The sequence below is a fragment of the Kitasatospora sp. NPDC002522 genome (assembly GCF_053595195.1).
In genome coordinates this window covers 23,246-47,288 of sequence record NZ_JBSFXE010000030.1, presented here as the reverse complement: position 1 = coordinate 47,288, position 24,043 = coordinate 23,246, and the positions used below count along the sequence as shown (strand labels likewise).

25 protein-coding genes are annotated in these 24,043 nt (G+C 71.7%); 15 read left to right on the top strand and 10 right to left on the bottom strand.

The annotated features are described in order from the left end of the window. Positions 1-337 precede the first annotated feature (337 nt). The 13 genes from ACWD4U_RS24065 to ACWD4U_RS24005 all read left to right on the top strand — a co-directional run bounded on the left by ACWD4U_RS24065 (position 338) and on the right by ACWD4U_RS24005 (position 12,739). Entirely contained in the window at positions 338-1,078 is a 741-nt protein-coding gene (locus ACWD4U_RS24065) for a hypothetical protein (RefSeq protein ID WP_363456459.1), read from the top strand. A gap of 13 nt (positions 1,079-1,091) precedes the next feature. After that, positions 1,092-1,922, top strand: coding sequence for a hypothetical protein (locus tag ACWD4U_RS24060; RefSeq protein WP_363456462.1), 831 nt, complete (start codon positions 1,092-1,094; stop codon positions 1,920-1,922). Further along, positions 1,922-3,232, top strand: a complete 1,311-nt coding sequence (locus ACWD4U_RS24055; protein WP_363456465.1) for a CpaF family protein — start codon at positions 1,922-1,924, stop codon at positions 3,230-3,232. Before ACWD4U_RS24060 ends, ACWD4U_RS24055 begins: the two co-directional genes overlap by 1 nt. Next, positions 3,229-4,095 (top strand): type II secretion system F family protein, encoded by an 867-nt coding sequence (locus ACWD4U_RS24050; protein ID WP_449787293.1) that lies wholly within the window; start codon positions 3,229-3,231, stop codon positions 4,093-4,095. The genes ACWD4U_RS24055 and ACWD4U_RS24050 overlap by 4 nt, the downstream gene beginning before the upstream one ends. After that, the gene (locus ACWD4U_RS24045) at positions 4,092-5,015 is read left to right on the top strand and encodes a type II secretion system F family protein (protein WP_363456470.1); all 924 of its coding nucleotides are present in this window, start codon (positions 4,092-4,094) and stop codon (positions 5,013-5,015) included. Before ACWD4U_RS24050 ends, ACWD4U_RS24045 begins: the two co-directional genes overlap by 4 nt. Positions 5,016-5,062: 47 nt before the next feature. Next, the gene (locus ACWD4U_RS24040) at positions 5,063-5,317 is read left to right on the top strand and encodes a hypothetical protein (RefSeq protein ID WP_363456473.1); all 255 of its coding nucleotides are present in this window, start codon (positions 5,063-5,065) and stop codon (positions 5,315-5,317) included. Between the two features lie 124 nt (positions 5,318-5,441). Beyond that, complete coding sequence (locus tag ACWD4U_RS24035; protein ID WP_363456476.1) at positions 5,442-5,807, top strand: TadE family protein; 366 nt, start codon at positions 5,442-5,444, stop codon at positions 5,805-5,807. Continuing rightward, the gene (locus ACWD4U_RS24030; RefSeq protein ID WP_363456479.1) at positions 5,797-6,276 is read left to right on the top strand and encodes a TadE/TadG family type IV pilus assembly protein; all 480 of its coding nucleotides are present in this window, start codon (positions 5,797-5,799) and stop codon (positions 6,274-6,276) included. Before ACWD4U_RS24035 ends, ACWD4U_RS24030 begins: the two co-directional genes overlap by 11 nt. Then, positions 6,273-6,731, top strand: a complete 459-nt coding sequence (locus ACWD4U_RS24025) for a pilus assembly protein TadG-related protein (protein WP_363456482.1) — start codon at positions 6,273-6,275, stop codon at positions 6,729-6,731. The genes ACWD4U_RS24030 and ACWD4U_RS24025 overlap by 4 nt, the downstream gene beginning before the upstream one ends. 38 nt (positions 6,732-6,769) lie before the next feature. Further along, positions 6,770-7,456, top strand: a complete 687-nt coding sequence (locus tag ACWD4U_RS24020) for a hypothetical protein (protein ID WP_363456484.1) — start codon at positions 6,770-6,772, stop codon at positions 7,454-7,456. Next, positions 7,438-8,430 carry a hypothetical protein gene (locus ACWD4U_RS24015; RefSeq protein WP_363456487.1) on the top strand — a complete coding sequence of 331 codons (993 nt, stop codon included), beginning with the start codon at positions 7,438-7,440 and terminating at the stop codon, positions 8,428-8,430. The genes ACWD4U_RS24020 and ACWD4U_RS24015 overlap by 19 nt, the downstream gene beginning before the upstream one ends. A gap of 39 nt (positions 8,431-8,469) precedes the next feature. Then, positions 8,470-11,865, top strand: coding sequence for a hypothetical protein (locus ACWD4U_RS24010; RefSeq protein WP_363456490.1), 3,396 nt, complete (start codon positions 8,470-8,472; stop codon positions 11,863-11,865). Positions 11,866-11,941: 76 nt separating this feature from the next. Beyond that, on the top strand, positions 11,942-12,739 hold the full coding sequence (locus ACWD4U_RS24005; protein WP_363456493.1) for an A24 family peptidase: 798 nt from the start codon (positions 11,942-11,944) through the stop codon (positions 12,737-12,739). Positions 12,740-12,861: 122 nt separating this feature from the next. On the opposite strand, the gene ACWD4U_RS24000 is transcribed toward ACWD4U_RS24005, so the two are convergent. From ACWD4U_RS24000 to ACWD4U_RS23990, 3 genes are all read right to left on the bottom strand, one after another. Continuing rightward, the gene (locus ACWD4U_RS24000) at positions 12,862-14,364 is read right to left on the bottom strand and encodes a DUF2637 domain-containing protein (protein ID WP_363456496.1); all 1,503 of its coding nucleotides are present in this window, start codon (positions 14,362-14,364) and stop codon (positions 12,862-12,864) included. A 317-nt stretch (positions 14,365-14,681) separates the two neighbouring features. Beyond that, positions 14,682-15,707, bottom strand: coding sequence for a hypothetical protein (locus ACWD4U_RS23995; protein ID WP_363456498.1), 1,026 nt, complete (start codon positions 15,705-15,707; stop codon positions 14,682-14,684). Continuing rightward, on the bottom strand, positions 15,707-16,642 hold the full coding sequence (locus ACWD4U_RS23990) for a ParA family protein (protein ID WP_363456501.1): 936 nt from the start codon (positions 16,640-16,642) through the stop codon (positions 15,707-15,709). The genes ACWD4U_RS23995 and ACWD4U_RS23990 overlap by 1 nt, the downstream gene beginning before the upstream one ends. 271 nt (positions 16,643-16,913) lie before the next feature. Between ACWD4U_RS23990 and ACWD4U_RS23985 the strand changes: the two genes are divergently transcribed. Next, a complete protein-coding gene (locus ACWD4U_RS23985; protein WP_363456504.1) occupies positions 16,914-17,852 on the top strand; it encodes a hypothetical protein in 939 nt (312 codons plus the stop codon). Positions 17,853-17,954: 102 nt separating this feature from the next. Here ACWD4U_RS23985 and ACWD4U_RS23980 read toward each other — a convergent pair whose 3' ends face one another. From ACWD4U_RS23980 to ACWD4U_RS23970, 3 genes are all read right to left on the bottom strand, one after another. After that, the gene (locus tag ACWD4U_RS23980) at positions 17,955-18,281 is read right to left on the bottom strand and encodes a hypothetical protein (protein ID WP_363456507.1); all 327 of its coding nucleotides are present in this window, start codon (positions 18,279-18,281) and stop codon (positions 17,955-17,957) included. After that, complete coding sequence (locus ACWD4U_RS23975) at positions 18,278-18,613, bottom strand: hypothetical protein (RefSeq protein WP_363456510.1); 336 nt, start codon at positions 18,611-18,613, stop codon at positions 18,278-18,280. The genes ACWD4U_RS23980 and ACWD4U_RS23975 overlap by 4 nt, the downstream gene beginning before the upstream one ends. A gap of 196 nt (positions 18,614-18,809) precedes the next feature. Next, positions 18,810-19,040: a hypothetical protein gene (locus ACWD4U_RS23970; RefSeq protein WP_363456513.1), complete on the bottom strand. Its 231-nt coding sequence runs from the start codon at positions 19,038-19,040 to the stop codon at positions 18,810-18,812. A 303-nt stretch (positions 19,041-19,343) separates the two neighbouring features. On the opposite strand from ACWD4U_RS23970, the gene ACWD4U_RS23965 reads away from it, so the two are divergent. Beyond that, a complete protein-coding gene (locus ACWD4U_RS23965) occupies positions 19,344-19,565 on the top strand; it encodes a hypothetical protein (RefSeq protein WP_363456516.1) in 222 nt (73 codons plus the stop codon). Between the two features lie 88 nt (positions 19,566-19,653). Here ACWD4U_RS23965 and ACWD4U_RS23960 read toward each other — a convergent pair whose 3' ends face one another. From ACWD4U_RS23960 to ACWD4U_RS23945, 4 genes are all read right to left on the bottom strand, one after another. Then, a complete protein-coding gene (locus ACWD4U_RS23960) occupies positions 19,654-20,250 on the bottom strand; it encodes a hypothetical protein (RefSeq protein WP_363456519.1) in 597 nt (198 codons plus the stop codon). Between the two features lie 78 nt (positions 20,251-20,328). Next, positions 20,329-20,895 (bottom strand): hypothetical protein, encoded by a 567-nt coding sequence (locus ACWD4U_RS23955; RefSeq protein WP_363456521.1) that lies wholly within the window; start codon positions 20,893-20,895, stop codon positions 20,329-20,331. A 306-nt stretch (positions 20,896-21,201) separates the two neighbouring features. After that, entirely contained in the window at positions 21,202-21,804 is a 603-nt protein-coding gene (locus ACWD4U_RS23950; protein ID WP_363456524.1) for a hypothetical protein, read from the bottom strand. Beyond that, complete coding sequence (locus ACWD4U_RS23945; RefSeq protein WP_363456527.1) at positions 21,801-24,020, bottom strand: helix-turn-helix domain-containing protein; 2,220 nt, start codon at positions 24,018-24,020, stop codon at positions 21,801-21,803. The genes ACWD4U_RS23950 and ACWD4U_RS23945 overlap by 4 nt, the downstream gene beginning before the upstream one ends. Between the last annotated feature and the right edge of the window lie 23 nt (positions 24,021-24,043).

The following is a 24,043-nucleotide window of genomic DNA, read 5'->3' as shown; positions in this document are numbered from 1 at the left end:
GGATCGCCACGGCCGAATTGGTGTGGGCATCTGGCTGAAACTTTCGTATTGTGACTGCTCGGACGCTCTGTGACGCAACGACACCAGAGTGGTTTGGTCATACCTGCACACCGGATGACCAGAACATTTACGGTTTCGCGGGCCCAGGGCGTGGGTAACGGGGGGCGATCATGTCGCGTTAGGCATTCGTGGGCCCGAAGCGGCCGATCCAACGGCTGCTCAGGGCCCTGGCGGACGAGGTCCGCTCCGGTGGGGGGTGCCGGTAGTAAAGCCCCCGGAATTTGACTTGTTGACGTCAAATCAGAAATCACGCCAGCACGATGCGGTTGGGGCAGGAATGGCTCTGAGGGATTCCACGAAGTCGAAGCCGGAGGCGGCTAATCCTCCGGCACCGCGCACCGCGCCGGAGCAGCGGCAGCCCTCGGGGGGCGGCCGGCTTCCGGCCGTCGGACGCGAGCGCCGCCCGGGTCTGGCCGTCCTGGCCGCCCTGCTGATTCTCGCGGGCGGCCTCGGTGCGACGGTGCTCGTCCAGAAGGCCGGCGAGAAGGTGTCCGCCGTGAAGATCACCGAGCGGGTCGCCCCCGGCCAGCACATCCCGGAGACGGCGATCGAGGAGATCCAGGTGGCCGCCGACACCCCGGTCAACTTCGTGCGCTGGGACCAGCGCCAGCAGCTCGGGCAGCTCTTCACCGCCTCGGAGGTAGCCAAGGGCACCCTGCTCACCGGCGACATGCTGACCCAGAAGACCGGTGTCTCCACCGACCAGGCCGTGGTCGGACTCGCCCTGAAGGCGGGTCAGTTCCCGCCAGGGCTTCGCGACGGCGACAAGGTCCGCGTGATGTGGGTCGGGAGGGACGCCGCGAAGCTGCCGACCGGCACCGCCACCGCCACCCCCGGCACGCCCGGCCCGGGTGCCGAACTCGCCTCCGGCACCGTGCGGCAGGTGTTCAAGAACGACAGCGCCGCCAGCACCAGCCTGTCGCTGTCCGTCCTGGTGCCCACCGACAAGTCCGGGGCCATCGCCCAGGCGTCCTCCGCCGGCGAGGTCGCATTGGTGCTGCTCTCCGCCCCCCAGTAAGAGGACGACACCCATGGCCCTGATCGCCATCGCGTCCCCCAAGAACGCACCCGGCACCAGCACTACCGCGCTCGCCCTCGCCGCGGTCTGGCCGCGCCGCAGCCTGTACGCCGAGGCCGGGGAGTGGGGAGGCGACCTCGTCTACCGCCGCCCGATCGCGGAGTCCGGAGAAACCCTGGACCCCGGCACCGGCATGAGCTCGCTCGGCCTGGCCGCCCGTCGCGGCCTCAGCCCCTCCACCGTCTGGGAGCACACCCAGCGACTCCAGGGAGGGCAGGAAGTCCTGCTCGGCCTGGCCACCGCCGAACAGGCAACGGCCTGGACGGGCCTGTGGCCGCAGCTCGGCCGCACCCTCGCCGCCCTGTCGGACATCGACGTCGTCGCCGACCTCGGCCGCATCGGGCCCAACTCCCCCACGCTGGAGCTGCTCCCCGCGGCATCCGTCGTCCTGCTGATCGCCCGCACCGAGGCGGAGGACCTGGCCGCCGTCCGCGACCGCGCCGCCGCCGTCACCGCACGGCTGAGCCCCAACGGCACCGTCGGGCCGCCGGTCGGCGTCGTGCTCGTCGCCCCTCGCAAGGAGCAGGTCCCCGCCGCGGGGGGGCTGCGCCAACTGCTGGCCAACGCGCGGATCCCCGCCGACGTCCTCGGTCTGATCGACGAAGACCCATCCGGCGCCGCCCAGGTGGCCGGCCGCAAGGGCGGCAACGTCGCACGTTCCCACTTGCTGCGCTCCACCCGGGTCCTCGCCGCCACCCTCGGCGACCGGTACGGCCTCGGCCGCCAGTCCACCGCCTCGCCCGACGCCGCGCCCGCCACCACCGTCCGACAGGAGATCCGCTGATGGAGCAGCAGTTGGACCACCAACTGGTACGGGAGCTGCACACCCGCTTCGGCAAGCGGCTCAGTGAGCAGCGCCGGAGCGGTGTGATCGCCGCGACGATGCCGCTGGAAGACGAGCGCCAGTACGCGCACTCCGTGATCGCCGACGTGATGAGGGAGTACCTCGAGGAGGCGATGGCCCAGGGCAGGGAGCTGCCGTCCCGGGAGGAGGAGGAGCGCCTGGTGCGCGCGGTGCACGCCGCCCAGTACAGCGCCGGTCCTCTGCAGCCCCTGCTGGACAACCCGGATGTGGAGAACATCAACATCCAGGGCGGGCGGGTCTTCGTCAAGTACACCGGGGGCAAGAAGGACGAGGTCCCGCCGCTGGTGGGCAGCAGCGCCGAGCTGGTGCAGCTGGTGGAGCAGCTCGCGGTCTACGCGGGCGTCAACTCGCGTTCCTGGAGCCAGACCGATCCGCTGCTGGACATCCGCATGCCCGGCGGCGAGCGGCTGGCCGCTATTCATCCCACGATGACCGGCGACCGGCAGCCCGCGCTCAGCATCCGCCGCTCGAGCCTCGGCAAGGTCTTCCTCCACGAGCTCCAGGCGAACGGCACTGTGCCCGAGGACGCTGCCCAGTTCTTGCGCGCGGCGGTCAAGGCCCGCAAGAACATCGTCGTCGCGGGCGCCACCGACGCGGGCAAGACCACGCTCTTGCGGGCCCTGGCGAACGAGATCCCGCGGGAGGAGCGGATCATCACGATCGAGCGCTCGCTCGAACTCGGTCTGGACGAGTACGAGGACCTCCACCCCGACATCCTCGTGCTGGAGGAGCGGCTGGCCAACACCGAGGGCGAAGGCGCCATCTCCCAGGGCAAGCTGCTGGAGCGCTCGCTGCGCCACGACGCCGACCGTGTGATCGTCGGCGAGGTGCTGGGCGGCGAGGCCATCCAGATGCTGAAGGCGATGAGCCAGGGCACCGACGGCTCGCTGTCGACGATCCACGCCAACAGCTCTGCCGAGGTCTTCAACCGCATCGCCACCTACGCGCTGGAAGCCGCGGAGCGCCTGCCGATCGAGGCGACCCACATGCTGATGGCGTCGGCGCTGCACTTCGTGGTCTTCATCGCCAAGGTCCGCGACCCCTACACCGGGGAGAAGCGCCGCCGGATCGCCTCCATCCGGGAGGTGAACGGGTTCGACGGCGGCCGGGTGTCCTCCAGCGAGGTCTTCAAGCTGGGCCCGGACGGACAGCTGACGGCCGCAGCCCCGATCAGCTGCCTGGACGACCTGGCCGAGTTCGACTACGTCCCCGGGCCGGTGTGGGTGTGAACGTGACCGCCTTCTCCCCGCTGCAGCTGGCCGCCCTGGGCTGCGGCCTGCTCGCCGGCGGCGGCCTCGCCCTGCTCATCGCCTCCATCGTCGGCATGCCCCGCCGTCCGGCCTCGGGCCCCAGCCGCCTGGAGCGGCTGTCGGCCTTCGCGCGCCGCCGCGGCGCGGCAGCCGGGGCGGCGGCCGTCGCCACCCTCGTCATCACCCAGTGGCCGGTGGCCGCCGTGGGGGCCGCGCTCATCGTGGCGTTCAGCGGGAAGCTGTTCGGCGGTGCCCGCGCGGAGCGCCAAGGCGTGGAGCAGATGGAAGCCCTGGCCGGGTGGATCGAGTCCCTGCGCGACACCATGGCCGGCTCAGTCGGCCTGGAGCAGGCCATCCAGTCGAGCACCGAGGCAGCCGCGGCCAGCCTCAAGCCCCACCTGAACATGCTCGTTGACCTGCTGCGCGCCAGGCGGCCCATGGCGGAGTCACTGGACGCCTTCGCCGAGAGCCTCGGCGACGGCAGCGCCGACATGGTCATCATCGCGCTCAAGGACAACGCCCGGCAGCGCGGCCCCGGCTTCCGCGACGTCCTGACCGCGCTGGCGGAGACCGCCCGCGACGAGGCGGACATGCGCCGCAAGGTCATGGCCGAACGGGCCGGGACCCGGCGCAGCATCCAGATCGTGACCGGCATCATCATCGTCTTCCCGCTCGGGATGGCCCTGTTCAACCCCGGGTTCGTGGCTCCGTACCGGACCCTGCAGGGCCAGGCGGTGCTCGCGGTGGTGGCGGTGTTCTTCGGCGGGGCGATGCTCTGGCTTCGCAAGCTCTCGGTGCTCCCGCCGCCAGCCCGGCTGCTCGTCCGAGGGGAGAACCGATGATCCTGACCATGCTCACCGGCGCGGCGTGCGGGCTGGGCCTGTACCTGCTGGTGCGGGCGCTGCTGCCCGGCCGTCCCCGCGCGGCGACGGTGGTGGCACGGATCGACGCCCTGCGCAGCACAGCGCCCGCCCCGGTCGCGGGCCCGCTCTCCCCGCGGGCGTCGGTGGTATCCGTGCACGGCCGGCTCACGAAGCTGGCCGGACCCCGGATGAGCGCCTTCTTCGCCTCCCAGGGCTGGACCCCCGCGAGCCAGCGGGCCAACCTGGCGCTGCTCGAGCGCAGCACGGACGCCTTCATGGCACAGAAGCTGCTGTTCTCGGCGGCCGGGCTGGTCGTCGGCCCGCTGCTTGCGGCGGCGCTGTGGCTGCTCGGCGTGACCGACAGCGCGTTGTCGCCGCTGTGGCTGACCCTGCTGGCCGTCCTGGGCTGCTTCTTCCTGCCGGACGCAGAGATCGCGACCGAGGCGGCGAAGGCGCGGCTGGAGTTCCAGCGGATCATCAGCGTCTACCTGACGCTGGTGCACCTGAACCTGGCCGGTGGCGCCGGTCTGCCGGAGGCCTTGAAGTCATCGTCCGAGGTGTCCGATGCCCCGCCGATGCTGCGGATCCGCCGGGCCCTGGACGAGGCGCGGCTGCAGCGCGTGGCGTACTGGGCGGCCCCGGGGCGGCTCGGCGAGGAGGTCAACCTGCCGGACCTGGTCGACCTGACGTCCACCTTGAGGCTGGTGGCCGCCGACGGGGCGCGGGTGCGGGACTCGCTGAAGGCGCGTGCCGACACCCTGCGCAAGCGGGAGCTGGCCCGGCTGCACAGCAAGGCCGGGGCGGCCGGTCAGTCGATGACGGTCGCCCAGATGCTGCTCTGCTTCGGCTTTTTGATCTTCCTTGGCTACCCGGCGTACTCACGCCTGGTCTCTCTCTGACCATCCGCCACATCTAGACCCAGCTTCACCGAACGAGGGGAACCGCAATGTCGAACACCACCGTCGCAACCGTCGCCGCCGAGAAGCCGTCGACCTGGCTCGGCCGCCGCCTGGCCGCCGCCCAGGGCCGCGGCGCCGAGCGGGGCGCCAGCTCCCTGGAGTTCCTGGGCTACATGGTCCTGGGCCTCCTGCTGGTCGTCGCGGTGTCCGTGGGTGTCCTGGCCGCCGTCAACACCAAGACGACCCAGACCACCACCTGCATCACCACCTCCGACACCACCCAGGCCGGCGGCTGCAAGTAGCACCGGCGCGACACCGGACTGGACCAGGACGAAGACGAGAAGGGGGACACCAGTGCCACGGCCAACGGCCCGGCTCAGCACCCGTCTGCGGGAGCGCCTGCGGGACGACCGGGGGGCTTCCACGATGGAGTTCCTCGGCCTGACACCGCTGCTGGTCATCCTCATCTTCGCCCTGGTCCAGTACGGCATGTACTTCTTCGCGCTCCAGGTCACCGACGCCGCAGCCCAGGCTGGCGCCCGCAAGGCCCGGGCCACGGCCGACGGCGACCCGGCCGGGTGGCAGGGACAGGCCCGGGCCACCACCGAGCAGCGCATCCGTGACCTCGGGCCCGCGATGGTCGACGGCCCGGACGTGCACGTGGTCGACGAGGGCAACCAGGTGGGCGTCGTCGTCAACGCCGACGTCGTCTCCGTGGTGCCGTTCCTGCACCTGAAGATCACGAGCCGATCCGTCGGCCCGGTGGAGAGGTTCATCCCCGATGGCGGCTGACCAAGAGCCTGCTCCCCCACTCTGCGAGCCTGCGGCCTCCCCGGCCACCGCGGCGAGGCGCGGCCTGCTGCGGTGGCGCGGCGATGCCGGGATCTCCGCTCTCGAGCTGGTGATCATCGCTCCCGTTCTGATGCTGCTGATCCTCTTCCTGATCACCTTCGGGCAGATCACCCACGCCCGCTCCACCCTGGACGGCACCGCCAGGGACGCGGCCCGCGCCGGAGCGCTGCAGCGGGACTACCAGTCGGCCGTGAGCGCCGCGACCCACAGCGCCGAAGCCGACGCCGGCCGTACCTGTGTGGACGGCCGGATCAAGGTCAACGCCGGCGGCAACTTCGAACCGGGAGGGCTGTTCACCATCACCGTGAGCTGCGAGGTCAGGGGCCTGGCGATGCTGGGCTCCACAGTCCGCGACATCAGTGCCACGGCCGCCGCGCCGCTGGACGTCTACCGCAGGGTGGCGCAGTGACCGGCCGCACCCGCCTCGCCGAGCGCCTGCGCCGACTGCGCGAACACAGCGATCGGGGCTCCGGCGCGCTCGCCCTGCTGATGGCCGCCGTCCTGTTCGTGGTCATCGCCGGGTTCATCGTGGACACCGGCCGGGCCATCCACCAGCGGGAACTGGCGGCCGACGCCGCCGAGCAGGCCGCCCGCTACGCCGCCAACCACATCTCCACCGACGCCCTGCGCAACCAGGGAACCGTCACCGTGGACGCCACCACCTGCACCTCCAACGTTCGGGCCTACGTCCGCGCCACCGGCTTCAGCGGCGCCGACGCGGACAGCTCCGGGTGCACCCAGGTCAGCGGCAACACCGTCAGCGTCAGGGTCCGGCTCACCTACACGCCGTTGCTGCTCGCCATGGGCAACGGCGACGTCACCGTGTGGGGCAACGCCACCGCCCAAGCCGTACAGGAACAATGACCCCTAGTCACAAGGACCACAGGGGACGGGAGATCACCATGACCACCACCAACCGCACGCACCGCCAGCCGCTGCGCACCATCTCGGGCGCAGCGGCAGCCGCGCTGTCCGTCGCCGTCCTGGCCGGCTGTACCTCTGGCGGGTCGAAGTCCGCCGGTGACATCTCCGGCGTGCAGAGCGCCGCCCCGACCACCTCGTCGCCGAGCCCGAGCCCGACGCTCACGCAGGCCGCCGGTGCTCCGGAGATCAAGCTGCCCGCCGACCTCACAGTCGACACTCAGTTCAAGCCCAGCGGTGACGCCACCAAGGACAAGGTCGCCGCCGACCTCGCCTACGCCCTCAAGGCGTTCAACGAGGCCCAGGCGGTCGGCGACATCAACACCCCCGGGATGGTCTACGCCTTCACCGGCACGGCCGGTGGCTACATGAAGCAGGCCATCGACCAGCTCACCTCTCGCGGGCAGACCGTGACCGGCAACGACCGGTACTACGCGCTGACCGTGGAGGTGAAGGAGACGGGCAAGGCCGTGGTGGCGTACTGCGAGGACCAGTCCAAGAGCTACGCGAAGGAGAAGGCCAGCGGGAAGGTCCTGACCACCACGCCGTCCGTCAACGACTTCACCGACTGGACGATGGGGATGGAGCTGGCGGCCGACAAGGGCGTGTGGCGGGTGGCCTCCCCGGTCGCCGAGAAGGGATCGACGCGGTGCCAGAGCGCAGCCTGATCAAGTCCGTCGGAGCCGTCGCCGTCGCGCTCGTCGTGACGGCGGCTGCCGCAGGAACCGCGCATGCCGACCGCGGCACCGGCTGGGGCAGCACCCCGTCGGTCGGCGCGATCGAGTCGCACGTCGAGGTCGAGATCAGCGCCTCCGGCCAGGAGGGCAAGCACCTCACCTCGGTCGGGGCGAACTACGACCCCCCGGCCTGCTGGTACGAGCCGCAGTACACCCCGGATGAGTTCGACGCCGCCTTCCAGCAGCTGCTGGCCGGCCTGTCCGGCGCGATGGGCGCCGAGGCGAAGAAGCAGTACGACCAGTTGAAGGCGGATCAGGACTTCCACCGCGGCCAGGACGGCCGCTGGTGGGGGATGGTCAAGACCAAGAAGGTGTGGGAACTGCCGAACACCACGGCATGTGACCAGCCGCCGGGCATCGTGTGGGTGCCCACCGGCAACCCGCCAGCGGGGATGCTCGCCGTCACTCCGCTGATGCTGTCGAGGATCGCATACGGGGCGACGAAGCTGCCCCCGCCGCAGGTCGAGCTGTCCCCGAAGCCCGACATGCAGACCGTCAACCTGCCGACGTACATCAAGTTCGATTCACCGATCCAGCCGGTGACGGTCACCGCCTCCCTGAACTACTCCGGGGTCCGCGTCGCAGCGTCCACCCTGGCGGTCCCGGTCAGCCTGCGGATCGACGCCGGCACCAACGACGCCAGCCCCGCCTCCTGCACGTACGAGTTCCAGAAGGTCGGCGGCGGTTACCAGGTCGACTCCGCCGGGGCGGCGTGCAACGTCACCTACCAGCGCTCCAGCAGGGGTTCGACCTACCCGCTCACCGCTCAGGTGACCTGGCGGGTGACGTGGACTCCGTCCACCAACCCGTACGGGGCGCCGGCGAACCCGTTGCCGAACGGGGTGACGGGCGGTGCTCCCCAGAACGTGACCGTGCGGGAGATCCAGACGATCGTCACCGGGTAGAGCCCGGCGACGGCAGCAGTACCGAACTAGGAAGGCCAGATGGCGAAGACAAGGATCGACGCGCCGACGGGTGTCCGCTCGCGCACGGTGGGGGACGTGGCCCGGGCGCTGCTCGCGGGTGTGCTGCTCGCCGCCATCCTGGCCGGCATCCCCTACGCCCTGGTCGTCGGGGTCGGGTGGCCGCTGCCCACGAAGGTGCCGGACTTGGAGGTGCTCACCTCGTCGGTGAGCACCAGCACGATGATCTGCACCCTGGCGGTCATCGTGTGGCTGCTCTGGCTCCAGTTCGCGGTCTGCGTGGTGGTGGAGGTCCGCTCGGCCCTGTCGGGGGTCGACCTCCACGTCCGGCTCCCGGCGGCCGGCGGCAGCCAGGCCCTGGCCCGGAAGTTGGTCACCACCATGCTGCTCGTCAGCGCCGGCGCGCTCACCGTCGGGCAGGCCTCCGCCGCGACCGTGCCCGCGCAGCAGGGCGTCCACCAGAACGCGGTGGTCGCCGCGGCGGTCCCGGCTTCGGCCCCCGCCGCCCAGCAGGCCGCGCCAAGCGCCGCCCCGGGCCAGTCCGGACCGGTGTACACGGTGCAGGCCTCAGGCGGCAGCCACCACGAGACGCTGTGGGACATCGCCGAGAAGCACCTGGGCAGCGGCAGCCGGTACAGCGAGATCTTCGAGCTCAACAAGGGCCGTCTGCAGCCCGACGGCGGCCGGATGACGGAAGCGGGGATCGTCCGGGCCGGTTGGGAGCTGCTGATGCCCGCCGACGCCACCGGCCTGCCCGGCTCCGCCCCGGCTGCGGCCGGTTCCGGAACCGGCGCGAGCGGGCAGCACACGGTGACCGTCGCGGAGGGCGACACCCTCTCCGCGATCGCGGAGAGGGAACTCGGCGATGCCGACGACTACCCCCAGCTGCTGGAGGCCACCAAGGACACGGTCCAGCCCGGCGGACGCACCCTGACCAACCCCGACAAGCTCTTCCCGGGCGACGTCATCGTGATTCCCGGGCCCGCCGCGACCGCACCCGCACCGGTGGCCCCGGCTCCGGCCGAGGCGACCCCCGCTCCGACACCGGCCGCACCGGCGCCGACCGAGACGGCCCCATCCCCCGCCCCGGCGCAGCCCTCCCCCGCCCCCAGCAGCGCCGCCCCGACAGTCACCGAAGCTCCGGCGACCAAAGCCCCGGCCAGTCAGCCCGCCGCACCGCCGCAGAGCGCCCCGGCCGCCGCGGCCACCACCCAGGCCCCTGCCGCCACCCCCGCGGAGCACGGCGAGAGCCAGGCACCGATCTCCGTCCAGCAGGGCATCGGCGGAATCGCCGCACTGCTTGGCGCGGGAGCCCTTGGCGTCCTCGCACTGCGACGCCGCGCGCAGCAACGCGAACGGCGTCCGGGTGAGCAGATCGCGATGCCCGAGGAGACCAGCCAGGCCGAGGTCGTGCTGGACCGCACTTCCTCCCCCGTCCTGGTCGACCTGCTCGACCGCTCGCTGCGCACCCTGGCCCACCAGCACCCGCAGGAGCTGCCGCAGATCATCGGCGCGAGGGTGCAGCAGGACCGCGTGGAGATCCTCGTCGAGGACGCCGATGCCGAGGCGCTGGCCCCGTTCGGTGACCGGCCCGGCGGCTGGTGGGGCGTGCGCGGCGACCGCGCCGTACTGCTGGACGCCGACCAGGCCCGTACCGTCCCGGCTCCCTACCCGTGCCTCGCCACGATCGGCACCGCCGAGGACGGCGCGCTACTGCTCTCCAACCTGACCCACAGCCGGGTGCTGCTCCTGGACGGCGACGAGCGGAACGTCCGCGAGGTCGCCCGCGGCATCGCGATGGAGGCCGGCACCGCGCTGTGGGCCGACCACATCGAGATCATGACCGTGGGCTTCGGGCAGGAGCTGCAGCAGCTCCTGCCCCAGTGCCGGATCATGTCGGTGCCTCAGCTGGCCACCGCCACCGCCGACCTGGCCCGCGTACTCATCGAGGTGCACCAGGCCGAACACGAGGACGGGGACGACCCGCAGCCCTGGATGGTGGTCTGCCCCACCGCCCCGGCCGCCGACGAGCTGTACGCCTTCGCCGACGTGCTGGGCAAGGTACCCGCTGGTGTGCAGGTCGCGGTCGTGATGGCCGCCGCCGGTGGCGCCCGCGAGCTGTTCCCGGACGCCGAGGTCCTGGACACCGACCTGGTGGCCGAGACGCAGATGCTGGAGTCCCTCGACGCCGAGGTCGTACTCCAGCGCGTCACCGACGACGCCTACCGGCAGCTGACTGGCGCCATGGCCACCACCACCGAGCCCGCCGTCCCGGCCGAAGGCGCCTGGGCCCAGGTGCCCGACCCCGACCGCAAGGTGTTCGGACCCTCCGCCTTGTCCCTGCAGAAGAACCGCGGCAGCGCGAAGGGCCACCTGTCCCTCCTCGCCGCCCCCAGCGAAGCCGGGCAGACGGACGGCTTGGCCGGGGCCGACGACGAGGAAGAGGAGAAGACGCTGCCTGTCGAGTCCACCGAAGCCCCGGCGCGTGCTGACGCCGAGAACCACGAGGAGAACGCGGAGGAGCAGGAGCAGCCGCCCGCCGAGAACATCACCGAGCCCCCCGCACTCCAGGCCCAGGAGGCTCCGCAGGAGCTGCGCCCCACGAAGCCGCAGCCGCGGGTCAGCGTGGTCCGCGAAGGCGAGGTCCCCACCGCGGCCGACGGTGCGGCACCCCAGGTGCAGGTCCTCGGGCCGCTGCGCATCACCGGGATCGGCGATGCCCCAATCCCGCCGACCCTGGTCCTGCTCGCAGCCCTGCTGATCTTCAAGTCGGACCGCGACTACGGGTCGATCGCCAACCACATGGACCCGGTGTCGCCGTGGACGACATCGACGATGGACACCTACATGTCGCGCCTCCGCCGCCGGCTCGGAGTCGACTCCGCCGGAGAGCCGTACCTGCGGCCCAAGCCGAAGGGGGTCGACCAGTACGCCCTGTCGGAGGAGGTGTCCTGCGACTACGCCAACTTCCTGCACTTGGCGCAGCGCGGCCTGCCGCACGGCCCGGCCGGGGTCCTCGACCTGGAGGCCGCGCTCTCCTTGGTCCGCGGCCGGCCGTTCGGCGGCGCCGGGGCCCACACCTGGGCAGCACCGCTCGTGCAGACGATGATCGGCAAGATCGTCGACGTCGCGCACACCGTCGCCACGCTCCGCATCCAGGACGAGGTCCTGGACATCGACGCCGCCCGCAACGCCGTCGCGGTCGGCCTGGACGTCGAGCCGACCGCCGAAGTCCTCTACCGGGACTGGATGCGCGTCGAGCACCGGGCGGGCAACCCAGCCGGGGTGCGGGAGGTCGTCGCCCAGGTCCGCCAGATGACCACCGACTGGGGCTTCGACGGCATGCTCCAGGATGAGACCGAACAGCTGATCCAGCGGCTCACTGCCAGCCGCGGCGCGAGCGCCCAGCTGCGCTGAACCCCGTGAAGGCCCGGCCGGACCCCACCGGCCGGGCCTTCACGTTCCCGCACCAGAGCGAACGAAGGCCCTTCCGATGCCCCACTCCCCCGCCCTCCTGGCCGTCGCCGCCCTACTGGGTCTTGCGGTCGGCGCCCTCGTGGTGAGGCCGCTCGTCTTCGCCTTCTGCGTCGAGGACGCCTGGCGCCGTTCCTGCCCGCACTGCGGGAGCCCGGTGCTCGGCGCCGGCTGGGGCGCCTTCGCCGACCTGGTGATGCGCCGCTGCCGCACCTGCTCCCCCGCCACCGCAGCGCCGGAGGTAGCGGTCGCGGTGGCACCGGGCCCGGGCGGGAGCAGCGAGCCTGTGCGGATCGGCCCCGCCGCGCTGCTCCCGGAGGTGCTCACCGCCGCCGCAGTCTGGGGCATCGTCGCGGCCGGAGCGGGCGGCTGGCTGCTCGCCGCGCAGCTGTGGGTGGCCGTACTCGGCAGCGCGATGCTGCTGATCGACCTGCAGGTGCAGCGGCTGCCGAACCTCCTCACCGGCGCGACCGGCGCGGGCGTCGCGCTGCTCCTCGCCGGGCAGGCGCTGACTGGCTCCGGGTGGCAGGTACTGCTGCGTCCCGCCGTCGCCGTCGTGCTGGTCGGCGGGTTGCTGTTCCTGGCCGCGTTGTTCGGCCTGCTGGGGCTGGGCGATGTGAAGCTCGCGCCCGGCCTGGTGGCCCTGCTGGCGGCGCAGGGCTGGGCGACGCTGTACTGGGGCGTTTTGGCACAGTTCGTGTTCGGCTTCCTGCAGGCCCTGGTGCAGGCGGCCCGTGCCGGTGGCCGCCGGGCGGAGGTCGCCTTCGGGCCGGGGCTCATCGTCGGCACGCTCGTGGTCTCGGCGCTGGCGGGCTGACACTCCGCCCAGTCAGACCGACCGGACCTGGGCGGACGGCGTTCGACGGCGGGACTGCCGTTGCCGGTCAGCAAGGAGGCCCGGCACCTCGGGTGCCGGGCCTTCGCCGTGTCGCTGTCGGATCAGCGCCCGGCGCCTTCCAGTTCCAGCTGCGGCTGGTCCGCGAGCGGAAACATCTTCTTCAGGTCGCCGTAGTACCGCTCGACGCTGCGCTTGCTGACAGGGCGGTCCGCTCCCCGGGCCCGTACGCGCTCCTTCTCCGGCAGGTTGTAGAGGTAGTCGGCCAGCTCTTCCTCCGACGGGTATCGCTCGTACTGCTCCACCCAGGCACTGAAGGCTGTGACCCAGACCTCCGGGATCACGACCTTCGGCGTGTCGTCGCCCTGCGCGGGCGAGGTGCCCCCGCCCGGCACGACGCCGTTCAGCAGGTCGGCCGAGCCGCGGGCGGTCCGCTGGGGCGCAGCTACTGCTCGCACCGGCTCCGGGGTGCGCTGCCCCGCAAACGCCATGCGGGTGTCCAGCTCGTCCGAAGCCGCGTACGCAAAGGCGGATGCCGGCCGCTCACTGGCGCCCGCACGGCCACCGGCCTCACCGCCGGATCCCGCAAAAGTCCCCGCAAGGCTGCTGACCTGCGAATACGCATAGGCATCTTGCGGTTCGGCCACCGGCTCCGGCTCGCTCGCGTCCGCACCCGCAAGGGCCGCAAGGCGGGCTTCCGCATACGCAAGATGATCGTTTGCGGGTCGAGCCGGGGGCTCCGGGTCGGCAGGCGCTTCCGCAAGGGCGGGCGTCTCAGTGGCCGTCGGCATCAGCTCGGCCGCGCCGCCGGGCGGTATCTCTCCCTCCGCTCCGGTCAGCTCCCGGCGCTGCGCAGCGTTCGCGGATCGCGTTCGCGGGACGGGTGTCACCGTGAGCTCCGGCTGGTCGGTGTCGAGGGCCGGGCGGCGAGAGAAGATCAGGTCCAACGGCGTGCTGTCGACTCCGGCCGCCTTGAGTCCGATCGCGTAGGTCAGCTCGATCGGCACTCCCGTCGCGGCAAGCTCGAGAGGCAGGGTGGCAGCTGCGGGGAGGCGCCCGTCCGGGCCGACCGGGGCGTCCCTCAGCAGGACCTTGTAGGCGAGGATCGCCTGCTTGCGCAGCAGTGCGTCCTCCACCCGGGTCACCTCCCAGAGGTACATGTCCCGCCAGATCGTCCAGGTCTGCCGCGGTGCCAGGAACCAGCGCAGTGTGCGCAGCTTCTCCATGGCGCGGTTCGAGTCGAGCTTCGCAATCCGGGCGACCGCGTGTCTGCCGGCTTCGCTGATGACGATGAAGGTGACCGGGATGACCGCGTGCATCCCGACACCGATCGGGTCGGGCCAGGAAGCGGAGGCGTTGAAAGCAATCGTCGCGGCGGTGAAGAGCCACGCGGTCGGCCGCAGGGGGGCGAACGGGATACGCAGCCAGGCCAGGACTAGGTCCAGGGTGAGCAGGATGATGATGCCGACGTCCACGCCGATGGGGAAGACCTTGGAGAAGTCGCCCATCCCCTTCTGAAAGGCGACGTCGCGGACGGCGAGGTAGCTGCCGCCGAGGCCGATCAGGGCGATGAGGATGGCGCCGATCGCCACGATGACGATCAGCATCCAGTGAATTCTGGTCAGGACCGGTCGCGCCACGGCTCCCCCTTGCTCTTGTTACTCAAGAGGTCACTGTGTCACGGGCCTCGGACCCTGTGCGAGGGACATAACCGCTGGCCAGCCGGACAGCCGCTCGCGCGGGCCATTCGAGTACTTAATGCCACCGCTCTGGTACAGAACGTGGTGGATATTCGGCTGAAGCCGTTATGCGGGAACCATCGAAACCCGAGTGATCACCTGCCGGGAAAGGCGGGCGCCCTTGTCGAGTTCCTCCCGGCACGCCGAAGGCCCGACCGGCCGGTCGGGCCTTCGGCTCGGGCACGTCAGCTGTTGAGCTGCTTGGCGGCCTGCGCGATGAGGGAAGCTCGCCCCTCGATCTCGGCGATCAGCTGGTTGGCCTTGTCGCTTCGGCTGACCGGGTCCTGCTCCTGCACGCCGACCAGCTCGGTTTCAGCGGCCTGGAGGAGGTTGAGGACGGCTCCGAGGGTCTTCTCGATGCTGTTGTCCGCGGGGGCACTCTCCTCGGCAGCCGGAAATCGGCGGTCCGACGCTGCCCCGTCCGCAGTGGGGACTTCACCGGAGTGCCCGCTGGGCCCGGTACCGGTCGCGCCGCCGCTGGCCACCTCAGCCTCCGGGAGACCGGCGGTGGTGGCGCCGACGTCGTCTGCTGGACGCTGCGACTCCCCAATTGGGGAGCTGGCGGGTGAAGCCGTGGTGATGACCTCGATCTTCGGTTCGCTGTCCTGCCGGGTCTTCTCCTCCCGCACGAACTGGGCTACCCGCGGGGAGGGCATCGGGCCCTCGGGCAAGGCAGTCACCAGGTCCTTCAGGATCTGCGCGGTTACCTTGCCGTAGGTCTCTACGGCAGCGTCGTAGAGGGCGACGGCTGTCTCCATGCCCTTGTCCTTGGAGACGGCGACGATCTCGCGGACCTGCGACTCGCGCGGCTTGAGACCGAGTTTGGCAATCCGCTCCCCAAGCCTCCAGGCGTCGACCAGCCGGTGGGCTTGGGACTCGGAGATGTCCCACCGGTCCACGACGTAGGCGGCGAAGCTGGTGTGCTTCTCGCGGTGAAGCTCGGCTTCCTTGATTGTGTCCAGGGACTTGCCCGCGATCCAGAAGGCGTTCTGCAGGTTCTGGATTCCCGCTTCGCAGGCCTCCAGATCGGCTGCCTCCTTGGGTGTGAGCTCACCGGTGCCCAGCGGCTTGTATGGGGCCGGGATCTGGTCGATCGCGGTGCCCGGGAGCGGCTGGACGACTACCTGCCCGGCGGTGGCCTGGTGAGGCAGCACGGGGTCGAGCAGCCCTCGGGAGGTCTCCTGGTCCGGCTGCTTGTCGAACAGGCCCATCAGCCGTCCGCCTTCCGTGCTGCTTCGAAGATCTCGGTGGTCAGGTTCTTCATGTCCTTGGCGAGCTTCTCGATCGCTTCCGGGACGACGTCCTCTTCCTTCGCGCGGCCCGCGGCAACGTCGTAGCTCTTGGGGCTGCTGGGCAGCAGCTCGGCATACTCGTCGAACAGCAGCCCCTTCTTGCGGGCGAGGACGGCCGGCTTCTCGCGGTAGCCGACAACCGTGCTGAGGACGGGGGTGTCCTGTCCGAGGATCTCCCGGACCTCGTTGCGGACCATGGTGTGCAGGCTGGTGGCGCTCGGGTTCGACCCGTAGAGGAAGGCTGCGCCGACCTCCAGATGGGGGTTGACGCCCCGGCTGCGTACCGCGTGGAAGTTCGCGGCGATGCGCTTGATGCCCTTTATTGACGAATCGTCAGAACGGGTGGGGATCCAGAGGCGGCGCACCGCTGCCAGGGCCAGCTGCTCGAGGATGTCGTTCTCGGGTGCGCTGTCGAGGTAGACCGCTCCATAGCGGTGCCCGACGAGGGAGAGGCTGTAGGCGAGGGACTGCATGACGCCGATCCCTTCCTGCATCTGCCGCATCGTCAGGAGCGACTGGATCCGGCCGACGGCCTCGCCACCAGGGACCACGTCGAGGTTCGGGCGCACGTTCCGGATCGGGCGCAGCGGGGCCTTGTCGTGGATCGCCCGGTAGAGTCCCTCGCCTTCGAGGACGGACTCTCCGTCGGGGTGGTCGCCCCGGCCGTGCTTGACGATGCCGAGGTCGTCGTCCTCCTGGCCAGTCACACAGACCAGCAAGGTGGGGATGCCCTGGGCCGCCGAGTGACCAGCCAGGTGTGCCGTGACGGTCGACTTGCCGACGCCGCCCTTGCCGGTCGCGGCGATGTGGGAATTCGGGTGCGGTGGGATGTCCTGTACGTCGGTGAGCAGCACCGGAAACGGCCTCCTGACAGCTGGGACCGCACCCCTCTGCCCTGGCACGGCTGTCGCATCCTCCCATAACGGACAGCGATGGGGGGAAAGGCCCCGAAGAGCTCCCCAATTGGGGAGCTCTTGCCCGCTCCCCAATTGGGGAGCTGCTCCGGGTGGATACCCTCCGGGCCCGCTCGTACCGCCAGCGCGAGCCGGGCCCGGCAGCCCGGCCTGGGAAGGGAACATGCGCGTTCCCTCCGCCCCCGCTGAACGGGGACGGCAAGATCGGGGGATGGCTGATGACGATCTCTCTCTCGCCCGGCTGGGGGCGAGCGGCTCGGAGCCGGCGGCGTTCTCGCTCGGGGCTCAGCGGGAGCGCACCGTGGACGAGCACATGTTCCGCCCCTTCGCGGACCGGCCCGGGTGGTCCTTCCGGCTGCAGCTGTTCACCGCCGCGGGCCGGCGGCCGGTGGTGGTGGTGACGCAGACCCTCACCGAGGGGATGACGCTGACGACCGGTGCGGAGCAGTACGCCGAGGCGGTGTGGGAGCAGCTGTGCCCGGGCGAGGTGCTGCCGCCGCTGTGGGTGCAGCGGCAGCTGCTCGGTGATGAGCTCGACTGGGGGCAGTCGGAGTTCGAGCTGGTGGAGTTCGCCGAAACCGAGCAGTACCGGCTGCGCCAGCCGCAGTGGTGGCCGGTCACCTTCGAGCAGATGGCACGGCTGGTCGGGGGACTGGTCGACGGGGAGCGAGGCGAGGGGTACATCCCACGCGAGCCAGAGCCGGAGCCTGAGCTGCGCTTCGAGGTGCTGGAGGTCTCCCGGCTCGGTGAGCCGCACCCGTTCCGCGCACCGGAGTGCATGCCGGACGGGTCCTCGCCGCCGGTCCCGTGGTGGCGCCGACTCGCGCGGTCGCTCGCTGGCCGGGGCTGCTGCTGGTACCACCAGGGGGACTGGCGGGTGGTCAGCGAGTTCGCGGTCGCGGTCCTCGCCGAGGGCGTCGCGGCCGGTGTCGAGGCCAGGGACATGGCGGGTTTCGCAGTTCGGCGAGCTGTCGACGCCGGTATGGATCGCTGGCAGCGTCAGGCACTGGACTCGCTGTTCGGGTTGGACTCGGCGATCACGCCGGACGGTGTCGGCGGCTTCGTCAACGGCCAGCACCGAACCCGGGCCATGCTCGACGCGGGGGTGCACCAGACGGTCGTGTTGAAGAGCGTGTGGCCGGAGAAGTAGTCGCCCGGACGACCGGGTGGATCGGACCCGGCCGCCGGGGCACGGCGCCCCGCGTACGAGCGAGGCCTTGCCGCCGCGGCTGCCAGGGGCGATTCGGACCGGTCAGAGTTCGGGGCGGGGCGGGTCTTCGGGAACGATGGCGGCGATGCGTACCGTCGGCGGCCACGGCGGGGCGGGGGAGTAGGCGTGCACGACGTTGACGGCCGGGCGGCCGGACGCCGGGTCGGCCTCGATCCGGGTGGAGTACAGCTCGACCTGGTGGCCGCCTTCGGTAACCGTGCGGATCAGCCGGCCCAGGCGCGGCTGGTGCTCCAGCTCGCGGCGCAGGAGTTCCAGGACCCCGTCAGCACCGAGTTCTTTGGCGCGCTGGGCGGCTCGGTCGGTGATGGCGGCGATCACCTCGCCACCGGGCTGATCGGGGTGGCTCACTCTGCGCCCTGCCGGGCCAGCAGCTCGGCGACGACCTCATCGGCGGCAGCGGTGGCCTCGGGGTCGGCGGCCAGGTGCACCCGGCCCCGGTATGCGGCGAGGATCTCCGCGACGGTGACCAGGTCGACGACGGTGCCCAGCTCGTGGACCTCGGCGACCTGGTCGACCGGCACCCGGCGCAGCAGCTGTTCGGCGAGCTCGGCGTCGAGCCTCTCGGCGTCGCCGGGGAAGCCGTGGCCGGCCCGGAGCGCGGCGCGCAGTTCCTGGACGGTGTCCATCGGCGGCAGCCCGAAGCGGCCACCCCCGTGGTGTTCGGCGTGCTGGGCGCTCATCCCCACCACTCCCTCGCTGTCGGCGTGCCCGGCACCGGGCCGGGCCTGTCCTCTTGACGGTATCCGCTCCGAGTGAGGCGGCGGGAGCGGACCGGGGATCTGGGGTGCCGCCTGCCGGGTAGTCGTCCTACGGGCGGAAGCTCTGGGGGAGTGGCCTGGCCGCCCGCGCGATGGTGCATCAACGGCCCCGGCGAGGTCAGAGCTGCGGTGCTTGCGAGACTGGCTCGGCCTCGGCGATGCCGCCGGGACCGAGTCGACGCCGGGCGCTACTGGCCTGGCTCAGCTCGGGGGAGTCCTGGACGAAGGTCGGTTCCAGGAACGGAGTCCGCTCGGCGGCGAGCATCCTGGCCCGGCCGTCCGGCGAGGGGGTGTGGGCGGCCGGCTCGGAGAAGGGATGCCAGAGAGGCCGTCGGGTGGGTTGATTCATGATCGCCAGTGTGCCAGTTCCTGGGCACCCGCCGGTTCGGGAGACGGGCGTGAACCTCGCGCACAGCGACCGAAGTGACTGGCGGTCAGACAATCGGGCACGGTCGGCCGGTGCTGGTGTTCCGGGTCGGCGGCCCGGCCCGGATCTGCGTCTGCCGTCTCGTTCTGGCTGGCCGCCGCGGGCCGGTCGGCGTCGTCCGTAACCGGCGCGGATGTCGGTCGTTCTAGCGGTGCCGCGTCGATCCGTCGCGGTGTCGAGCACGGTCTCCGCGAGGGTGCCGTGCAGTGGACCCCTGGGGGGAACATGGCGAAGAAGAAGGCGGGGACCGACGGGGCCCGGACCGGCTGGCGCAAGGCTCTGCATCAGGCAGGGGAGTGCTGGACGGCCGTAGCGGACGTGCTGGGGCTGGCCAACAGGATCGCCGTCAAGGTGAACGCCGTTCTGCGGGAGCTCCGAAGGATCGCTGACGACGTGAGCAAGATCAAGGAGCACTTCACCGACGGCTTCGGCTTCGGTACGGCCTGACTGCCGCTGCTCACGCGAACGGCCAGGTGCCCCACTCTCACGTGGGGCACCCGGCCGTTTCGTCGTGCGGCTGCCTGGCCGGTCGGGCTCAGTGCCTGATGGTGGTGTGCACCGCGTACGCGCCGTCGGGTCGGCAGAGCGTCCACTCCGTACCGCCGGGAGCGGCGACCAGGAACGGGTCGCGCAGGTCGCCGCACACCCAGAGGGAGCCGACCCCGTCGGTCATCGAATCCCACAGGTCGGTGGGGATGTTGACCCGGCCCGAGCGGACGGGAGCGCCGCCGGGCGCCAGCAGGCGAACCCTGCAGGCGGTCGTACCGGGGCGCGCGGTGTGCCGCAGCGATCGGGCTTCGTCTGCGGTCAGGGCCTGCAGGTAGCACGGCCAGACCTGCCAGGGGTGCTGGCTTAGGAGGGTGCGCTCGGCCTGGACTCGGGAGCGCCGGTACCAGATCCAGCCGAGGAAGACCGCCAGCGTGCCGAGGCAGATCAGCGCGGCCGAGGCGACCTGGCTGGCCCACTGCCCGAGCAGCACGAGGATTCCGGACACCGCGGCCAGGCCGCCGGCGGCGTACAGCTGCCTGCGGTCGAACGCTTCCTCCGCGCGGACCCGGGACGCCTTCGCGGTGGCCGGAAGGTCCAGGGCCACGCCGGGCAGTACCTGGTAGCCGAACAACTGAGCCTCCACCGCTGCTCCTCTCCGTGGTGCGGTTGGTTGACGTGGTGCTCGGTCACCGCCCCGCGGTCTCGGGGCGGTGGTGGCCGGTCAGGACCGGGCGATGGTCTTCAGCTGATCGAGGGACAGCTCCTGTTGGCGTGCGGCGGCTTCGCTCGCGGTGAACTCGAGGAGGCCCGGGCCGGGGTTTCCGCCGCCCGGGCGCAGCGCCGCGGTGTCCTTGCCGTCGGAGTCCGCCAGCTGCTGGATGTAGGCGGCGAGCGCCCGGGGGCCTCCGCCGCTGTAGCCGACGTTGTACTCGTTAGCACGGTGCTGGGGGAGGAGGGACAGGACGTCGCGGCTGGTCCTGGCCCAGAAGGTGCCGCGGTCGATGACCAGTGCGGTGACGCTCTCGCCGTCGCGCAGGCTGACGGGGGAGAGGGTTTGGTAGGTCCACCGGTCGGTGCTGCCGCTGACGGTGCGGTAGTGCTCGGCGACCACGGGCGTGCCGAACTCCGGGTCGGTGAGGGTGCGCCGGCAGGTGCAGCCGGTCCCGCCGACGGCGGAGGAGCTGTCCGGGTTCTCCGCCACACAGGCGTCGAACAGCCTCGGCATCTCCTGGTTGGTGACCAGGAGGGCGTGCAGGGCGTTGGGGGTGGAGCGGCGCAGGCGGTGCACCCACTCCTGCGCGTACGGGCTGGTGTGTTCGATCCTGGTCTCGGGGTGCAGGCCGGTGGTGACGATGTCCGAGCCGGGCTCCGTGTAAGGACGAAGTTGGCCCAGGAACGTCCGTCCTCCGGGTCGTAGGTGGCTTTGAGGTCGTGCTGGGTGAGGCTCAACTGCGCTCGCTCCCTTGGAGGTTCCCCCGCCGCACAGGCGATGTCACGCTCAGTGTTGCAGGTGCTACCGGGGCGCGTGAGGCCTTCACCGGCTGCGGCCGGATCGCGTCCTGTCGGCCGATTCCCTGCGCGCCGACCAGCGCTTTCATCGCGCTGGCCCGCGGCCGGCCGCCCAACGCAGGAGCCGGGCGTGGGCGAGGCGACGGTCCAGCAGGGTCTCGCCGTCGGCGCGGCGGGCGAGGAGCTGGTCCAGGTAGTCGCTGGCTCCCCGGCTGGCGCGCGGCGGCGGGTTGTCGTCGGAGTGCCGCCGGGCCCGTTGCGGACGCCCGGTGAGCTGGGTGAAGTGTTGCTCGGCGAGGGCCTCCGCCCGGTCGCGCAGGACTTCGACGGTGAGCCGGTCGGAGAAGGCGGCCATCTCCCGGTCCTGCCCGGGGTTGCGGGCCGCATTCATCGCCTCGCCCAGCTCGGCGTTGACCCGGGCGACGACGGCCCGCACGTCCTCCCAGGTCTCCAGGTCCGCCATAGCGAGGTGGTAGTCGACGACATCGGCCATGACCTCGCGGGCGGTCCGGCGGCCGGCGCACGCGGCGCAGCGGTCGGCCGGTGCTGGTGAGCCGCAGTCCTTGCAGGGCATGGCCGGAGCCTGCGGGCTTCCCGGCGCCGGGCAGGCCTCAAAGCTGTTCAGCCGTTCGGTGAACGTGGTGGCCGTTGCCGCCGCCGGCCCGGCCGGGGCGTCGTTGCTGGTCATGAGCACTCCTGGAAGTCTCGGCGGTAGGCGCGCACGGAGGGCGTGGCGGGGTTCGGGCGAGGCCGGCGCAGCGAGCGGACGAACCGCAGCTGCTGCTCGAGCAGTTCACGGGCGGCGGCCAGCCGGGCGCGCTCCCCGGCTTCGAACGCGGCCTTCTCGGCGTCCGAGCGGGTCTCGTACCGGTGGGCGCGGCGCAGCTCGGCCGCGCTCGCCAGCTCGGCTTCCTCGCAGGCGGCGGCGGAGCGGGCCCAGTGCTGCAGCGCGCGGTGGTGGGCTCGGTCGCGGTAGGTCTCGGCGTTGACCCGGTCGGAGGCCGCGATCATGTCGCGGTCCGCCTCGGGGTTGCGGGCGGCGACCAGCTCCCCGGTGATCTCCGCGTTGACCCGGTCGACCACGGCCCGCACGTCGTCCCAGCAGGTCAGGGTGGTCATCGCGAGATTGAAGTTGACCGTCTCCACCATGGCCACGCGAGTGCCCCGGCGGCTGCTGCAGCGCAGGCACAGCCCCGCCGACTGCGGGGCCTGGCAGTCCTCGCACGCCACGGCCAGGCGGGCCGCCTCGGCAGCTGCCTCCCGGGCCTCTCGCTCGTCGCGCTCGGCTTCGTAGCGCAGGCGGCGTTGCTCGGCCTCGCGCTCGGCGGAGGCCAGGGCCTCGGACCGGCGCATCGCCAGGTCGTGCAGGCGCCGCTCGCGCTCGGCCTGAAGCTCGCAGTCGGTGGCGTCGGGCATCTCGGCCAGGACCTGGCCGGCCACGGCGGCCCGGGTCGTACGCCGGTCCTCCACCCGCAGCTCGCAGGTCACACAGTCCGCCCCGGAGTCAAGGCGGATGCCGTCGTCGCACGCCTGGTTCGAGCAGGACTGGCCCTGGGGCAGGCCGCGGCGCAGCATCCAGCCGATCGGGTCGTCGACCAGGGCGCTGCCGCCCTGGCGCTTGAGCCGCCAGGTCAGGCGCTCTGCCAGCGCGGTGGGTGCGTGGGCGGCACCGGTCCAACGGGAGATGTTCCCCAGGGCGGCGCGGACGTGGCCGGCGAGGAACTCCCGGGTGGAGGTGCTGGTCACCCGCCGCAGCAGATCCTCAGCTGGCTGGAGAGCAACCCGCAGGTCAACATCCAGACCGATGTCCCAGCGCAGCAGCCGGACCCCGGACTGCTGGCCGGACCGGTTGCCTGCCTTCGTTCCCGTGCCGACTCGAGATGCTTGCTTGTCCCCGCGAAGCGGGCGGCCGAAGGCATCCACCGGGCCGCGTCCGGCGGGCACGTCCTCGCGCGCATGTGCGTCGCGCGTCACCAACGTGTCCGCTACGCGGGAGAAGCAACCATCTACGGCGCTCGGCTTGTTGAAGTGAGCTTGTTGTAGGTGGCCTGTTTGTGGAGCCGCGACGAGGGGGGCCTGCGGAAGCGAGAGCAGGGGGGTCACGGGAGCCGGAACGAGGGGGGTCAGCAGCTCCTCGGAGCCCTCCCCGAACAGCGCCAGCTGGCCCTCGCAGACCACGTCGGCCGGGTCGGCGACGTCGCCCTCGAGCCCGGGCACGCCTTCGGGCCGGGCCGACTGCCTGGGCTGCGCGAACAGGGCGAGCTGCGCCGCCGCACCGGCCACTGGGGCCGGGTGCACGTCGTACTTCGGGGCCCGGCCCACCGGGGCGTCCCGGGACACCCAGCCGTCAGCCACCAGGTCCCGGGCGATCGTCCGGCACGCCTCCGCGCTCATCCCGCAGGCCTGCGCCAGCGCGGACGCCGAGGCGCTCAGCCCCAGGTCAGAGCGCAGCGAGATCGCGCAGTAGACCTTGAACCGGTGGCCGGACAGGGCGTTGCGGGCGAGCGAGGAGATGGTCACCGCGAGCTCGTCCTCGCCGACCGGCCGGGCCCGCCGGCCGAGCGTGCCGTTGGGGGAGGGCTGGTCGGCCAGCACCAGGATGCCCTCGACCTCCCGCAGCGTTGCCGCCACGGTCTTCTCGTGCAGCCCCAGGGCGCTGGCGAGGGTAGCGTTCGATGCCCAGCACGAGCCGCTGCGCCGGGCGTAGTCGGCGACGGTGGTGACGGTGCGGATCGTGTCTCCGGTGTACCTGGTCAGCCAGGCGGCCGGGAACCGGCACCAGAACGCCCGCTCGGCGCCCATCGGCGCGCCGTCCGGCGCGGGGAAGGTGGAGGCGGACGGCTTCGGGCGCTGGCGCGGCAACACCCCAGACCTGCTGGTCCGGGCCCCCGGGATCGCGGTCACCGGCCACTCCCGGAGCCAACTGG

What these genes read in the sequence shown, in the direction of transcription:
- ACWD4U_RS24035 (WP_363456476.1), top strand. Translation starts at nt 5,442, where the DNA reads ATGGAGTTCCTCGGCCTGACACCGCTGCTGGTCATCCTCATCTTCGCC.
- ACWD4U_RS24020 (WP_363456484.1), top strand. Translation starts at nt 6,770, where the DNA reads ATGACCACCACCAACCGCACGCACCGCCAGCCGCTGCGCACCATCTCG.
- ACWD4U_RS24055 (WP_363456465.1), top strand. Translation starts at nt 1,922, where the DNA reads ATGGAGCAGCAGTTGGACCACCAACTGGTACGGGAGCTGCACACCCGC.
- ACWD4U_RS23975 (WP_363456510.1), bottom strand. Translation starts at nt 18,613, where the DNA reads ATGAGCGCCCAGCACGCCGAACACCACGGGGGTGGCCGCTTCGGGCTG.
- ACWD4U_RS24000 (WP_363456496.1), bottom strand. Translation starts at nt 14,364, where the DNA reads ATGCTGATCGTCATCGTGGCGATCGGCGCCATCCTCATCGCCCTGATC.
- ACWD4U_RS23970 (WP_363456513.1), bottom strand. Translation starts at nt 19,040, where the DNA reads ATGAATCAACCCACCCGACGGCCTCTCTGGCATCCCTTCTCCGAGCCG.
- ACWD4U_RS24065 (WP_363456459.1), top strand. Translation starts at nt 338, where the DNA reads ATGGCTCTGAGGGATTCCACGAAGTCGAAGCCGGAGGCGGCTAATCCT.
- ACWD4U_RS23995 (WP_363456498.1), bottom strand. Translation starts at nt 15,707, where the DNA reads ATGGGCCTGTTCGACAAGCAGCCGGACCAGGAGACCTCCCGAGGGCTG.
- ACWD4U_RS23985 (WP_363456504.1), top strand. Translation starts at nt 16,914, where the DNA reads ATGGCTGATGACGATCTCTCTCTCGCCCGGCTGGGGGCGAGCGGCTCG.
- ACWD4U_RS24040 (WP_363456473.1), top strand. Translation starts at nt 5,063, where the DNA reads ATGTCGAACACCACCGTCGCAACCGTCGCCGCCGAGAAGCCGTCGACC.
- ACWD4U_RS24005 (WP_363456493.1), top strand. Translation starts at nt 11,942, where the DNA reads ATGCCCCACTCCCCCGCCCTCCTGGCCGTCGCCGCCCTACTGGGTCTT.
- ACWD4U_RS24030 (WP_363456479.1), top strand. Translation starts at nt 5,797, where the DNA reads ATGGCGGCTGACCAAGAGCCTGCTCCCCCACTCTGCGAGCCTGCGGCC.
- ACWD4U_RS24060 (WP_363456462.1), top strand. Translation starts at nt 1,092, where the DNA reads ATGGCCCTGATCGCCATCGCGTCCCCCAAGAACGCACCCGGCACCAGC.
- ACWD4U_RS24045 (WP_363456470.1), top strand. Translation starts at nt 4,092, where the DNA reads ATGATCCTGACCATGCTCACCGGCGCGGCGTGCGGGCTGGGCCTGTAC.
- ACWD4U_RS24010 (WP_363456490.1), top strand. Translation starts at nt 8,470, where the DNA reads ATGGCGAAGACAAGGATCGACGCGCCGACGGGTGTCCGCTCGCGCACG.
- ACWD4U_RS23965 (WP_363456516.1), top strand. Translation starts at nt 19,344, where the DNA reads ATGGCGAAGAAGAAGGCGGGGACCGACGGGGCCCGGACCGGCTGGCGC.
- ACWD4U_RS23950 (WP_363456524.1), bottom strand. Translation starts at nt 21,804, where the DNA reads ATGACCAGCAACGACGCCCCGGCCGGGCCGGCGGCGGCAACGGCCACC.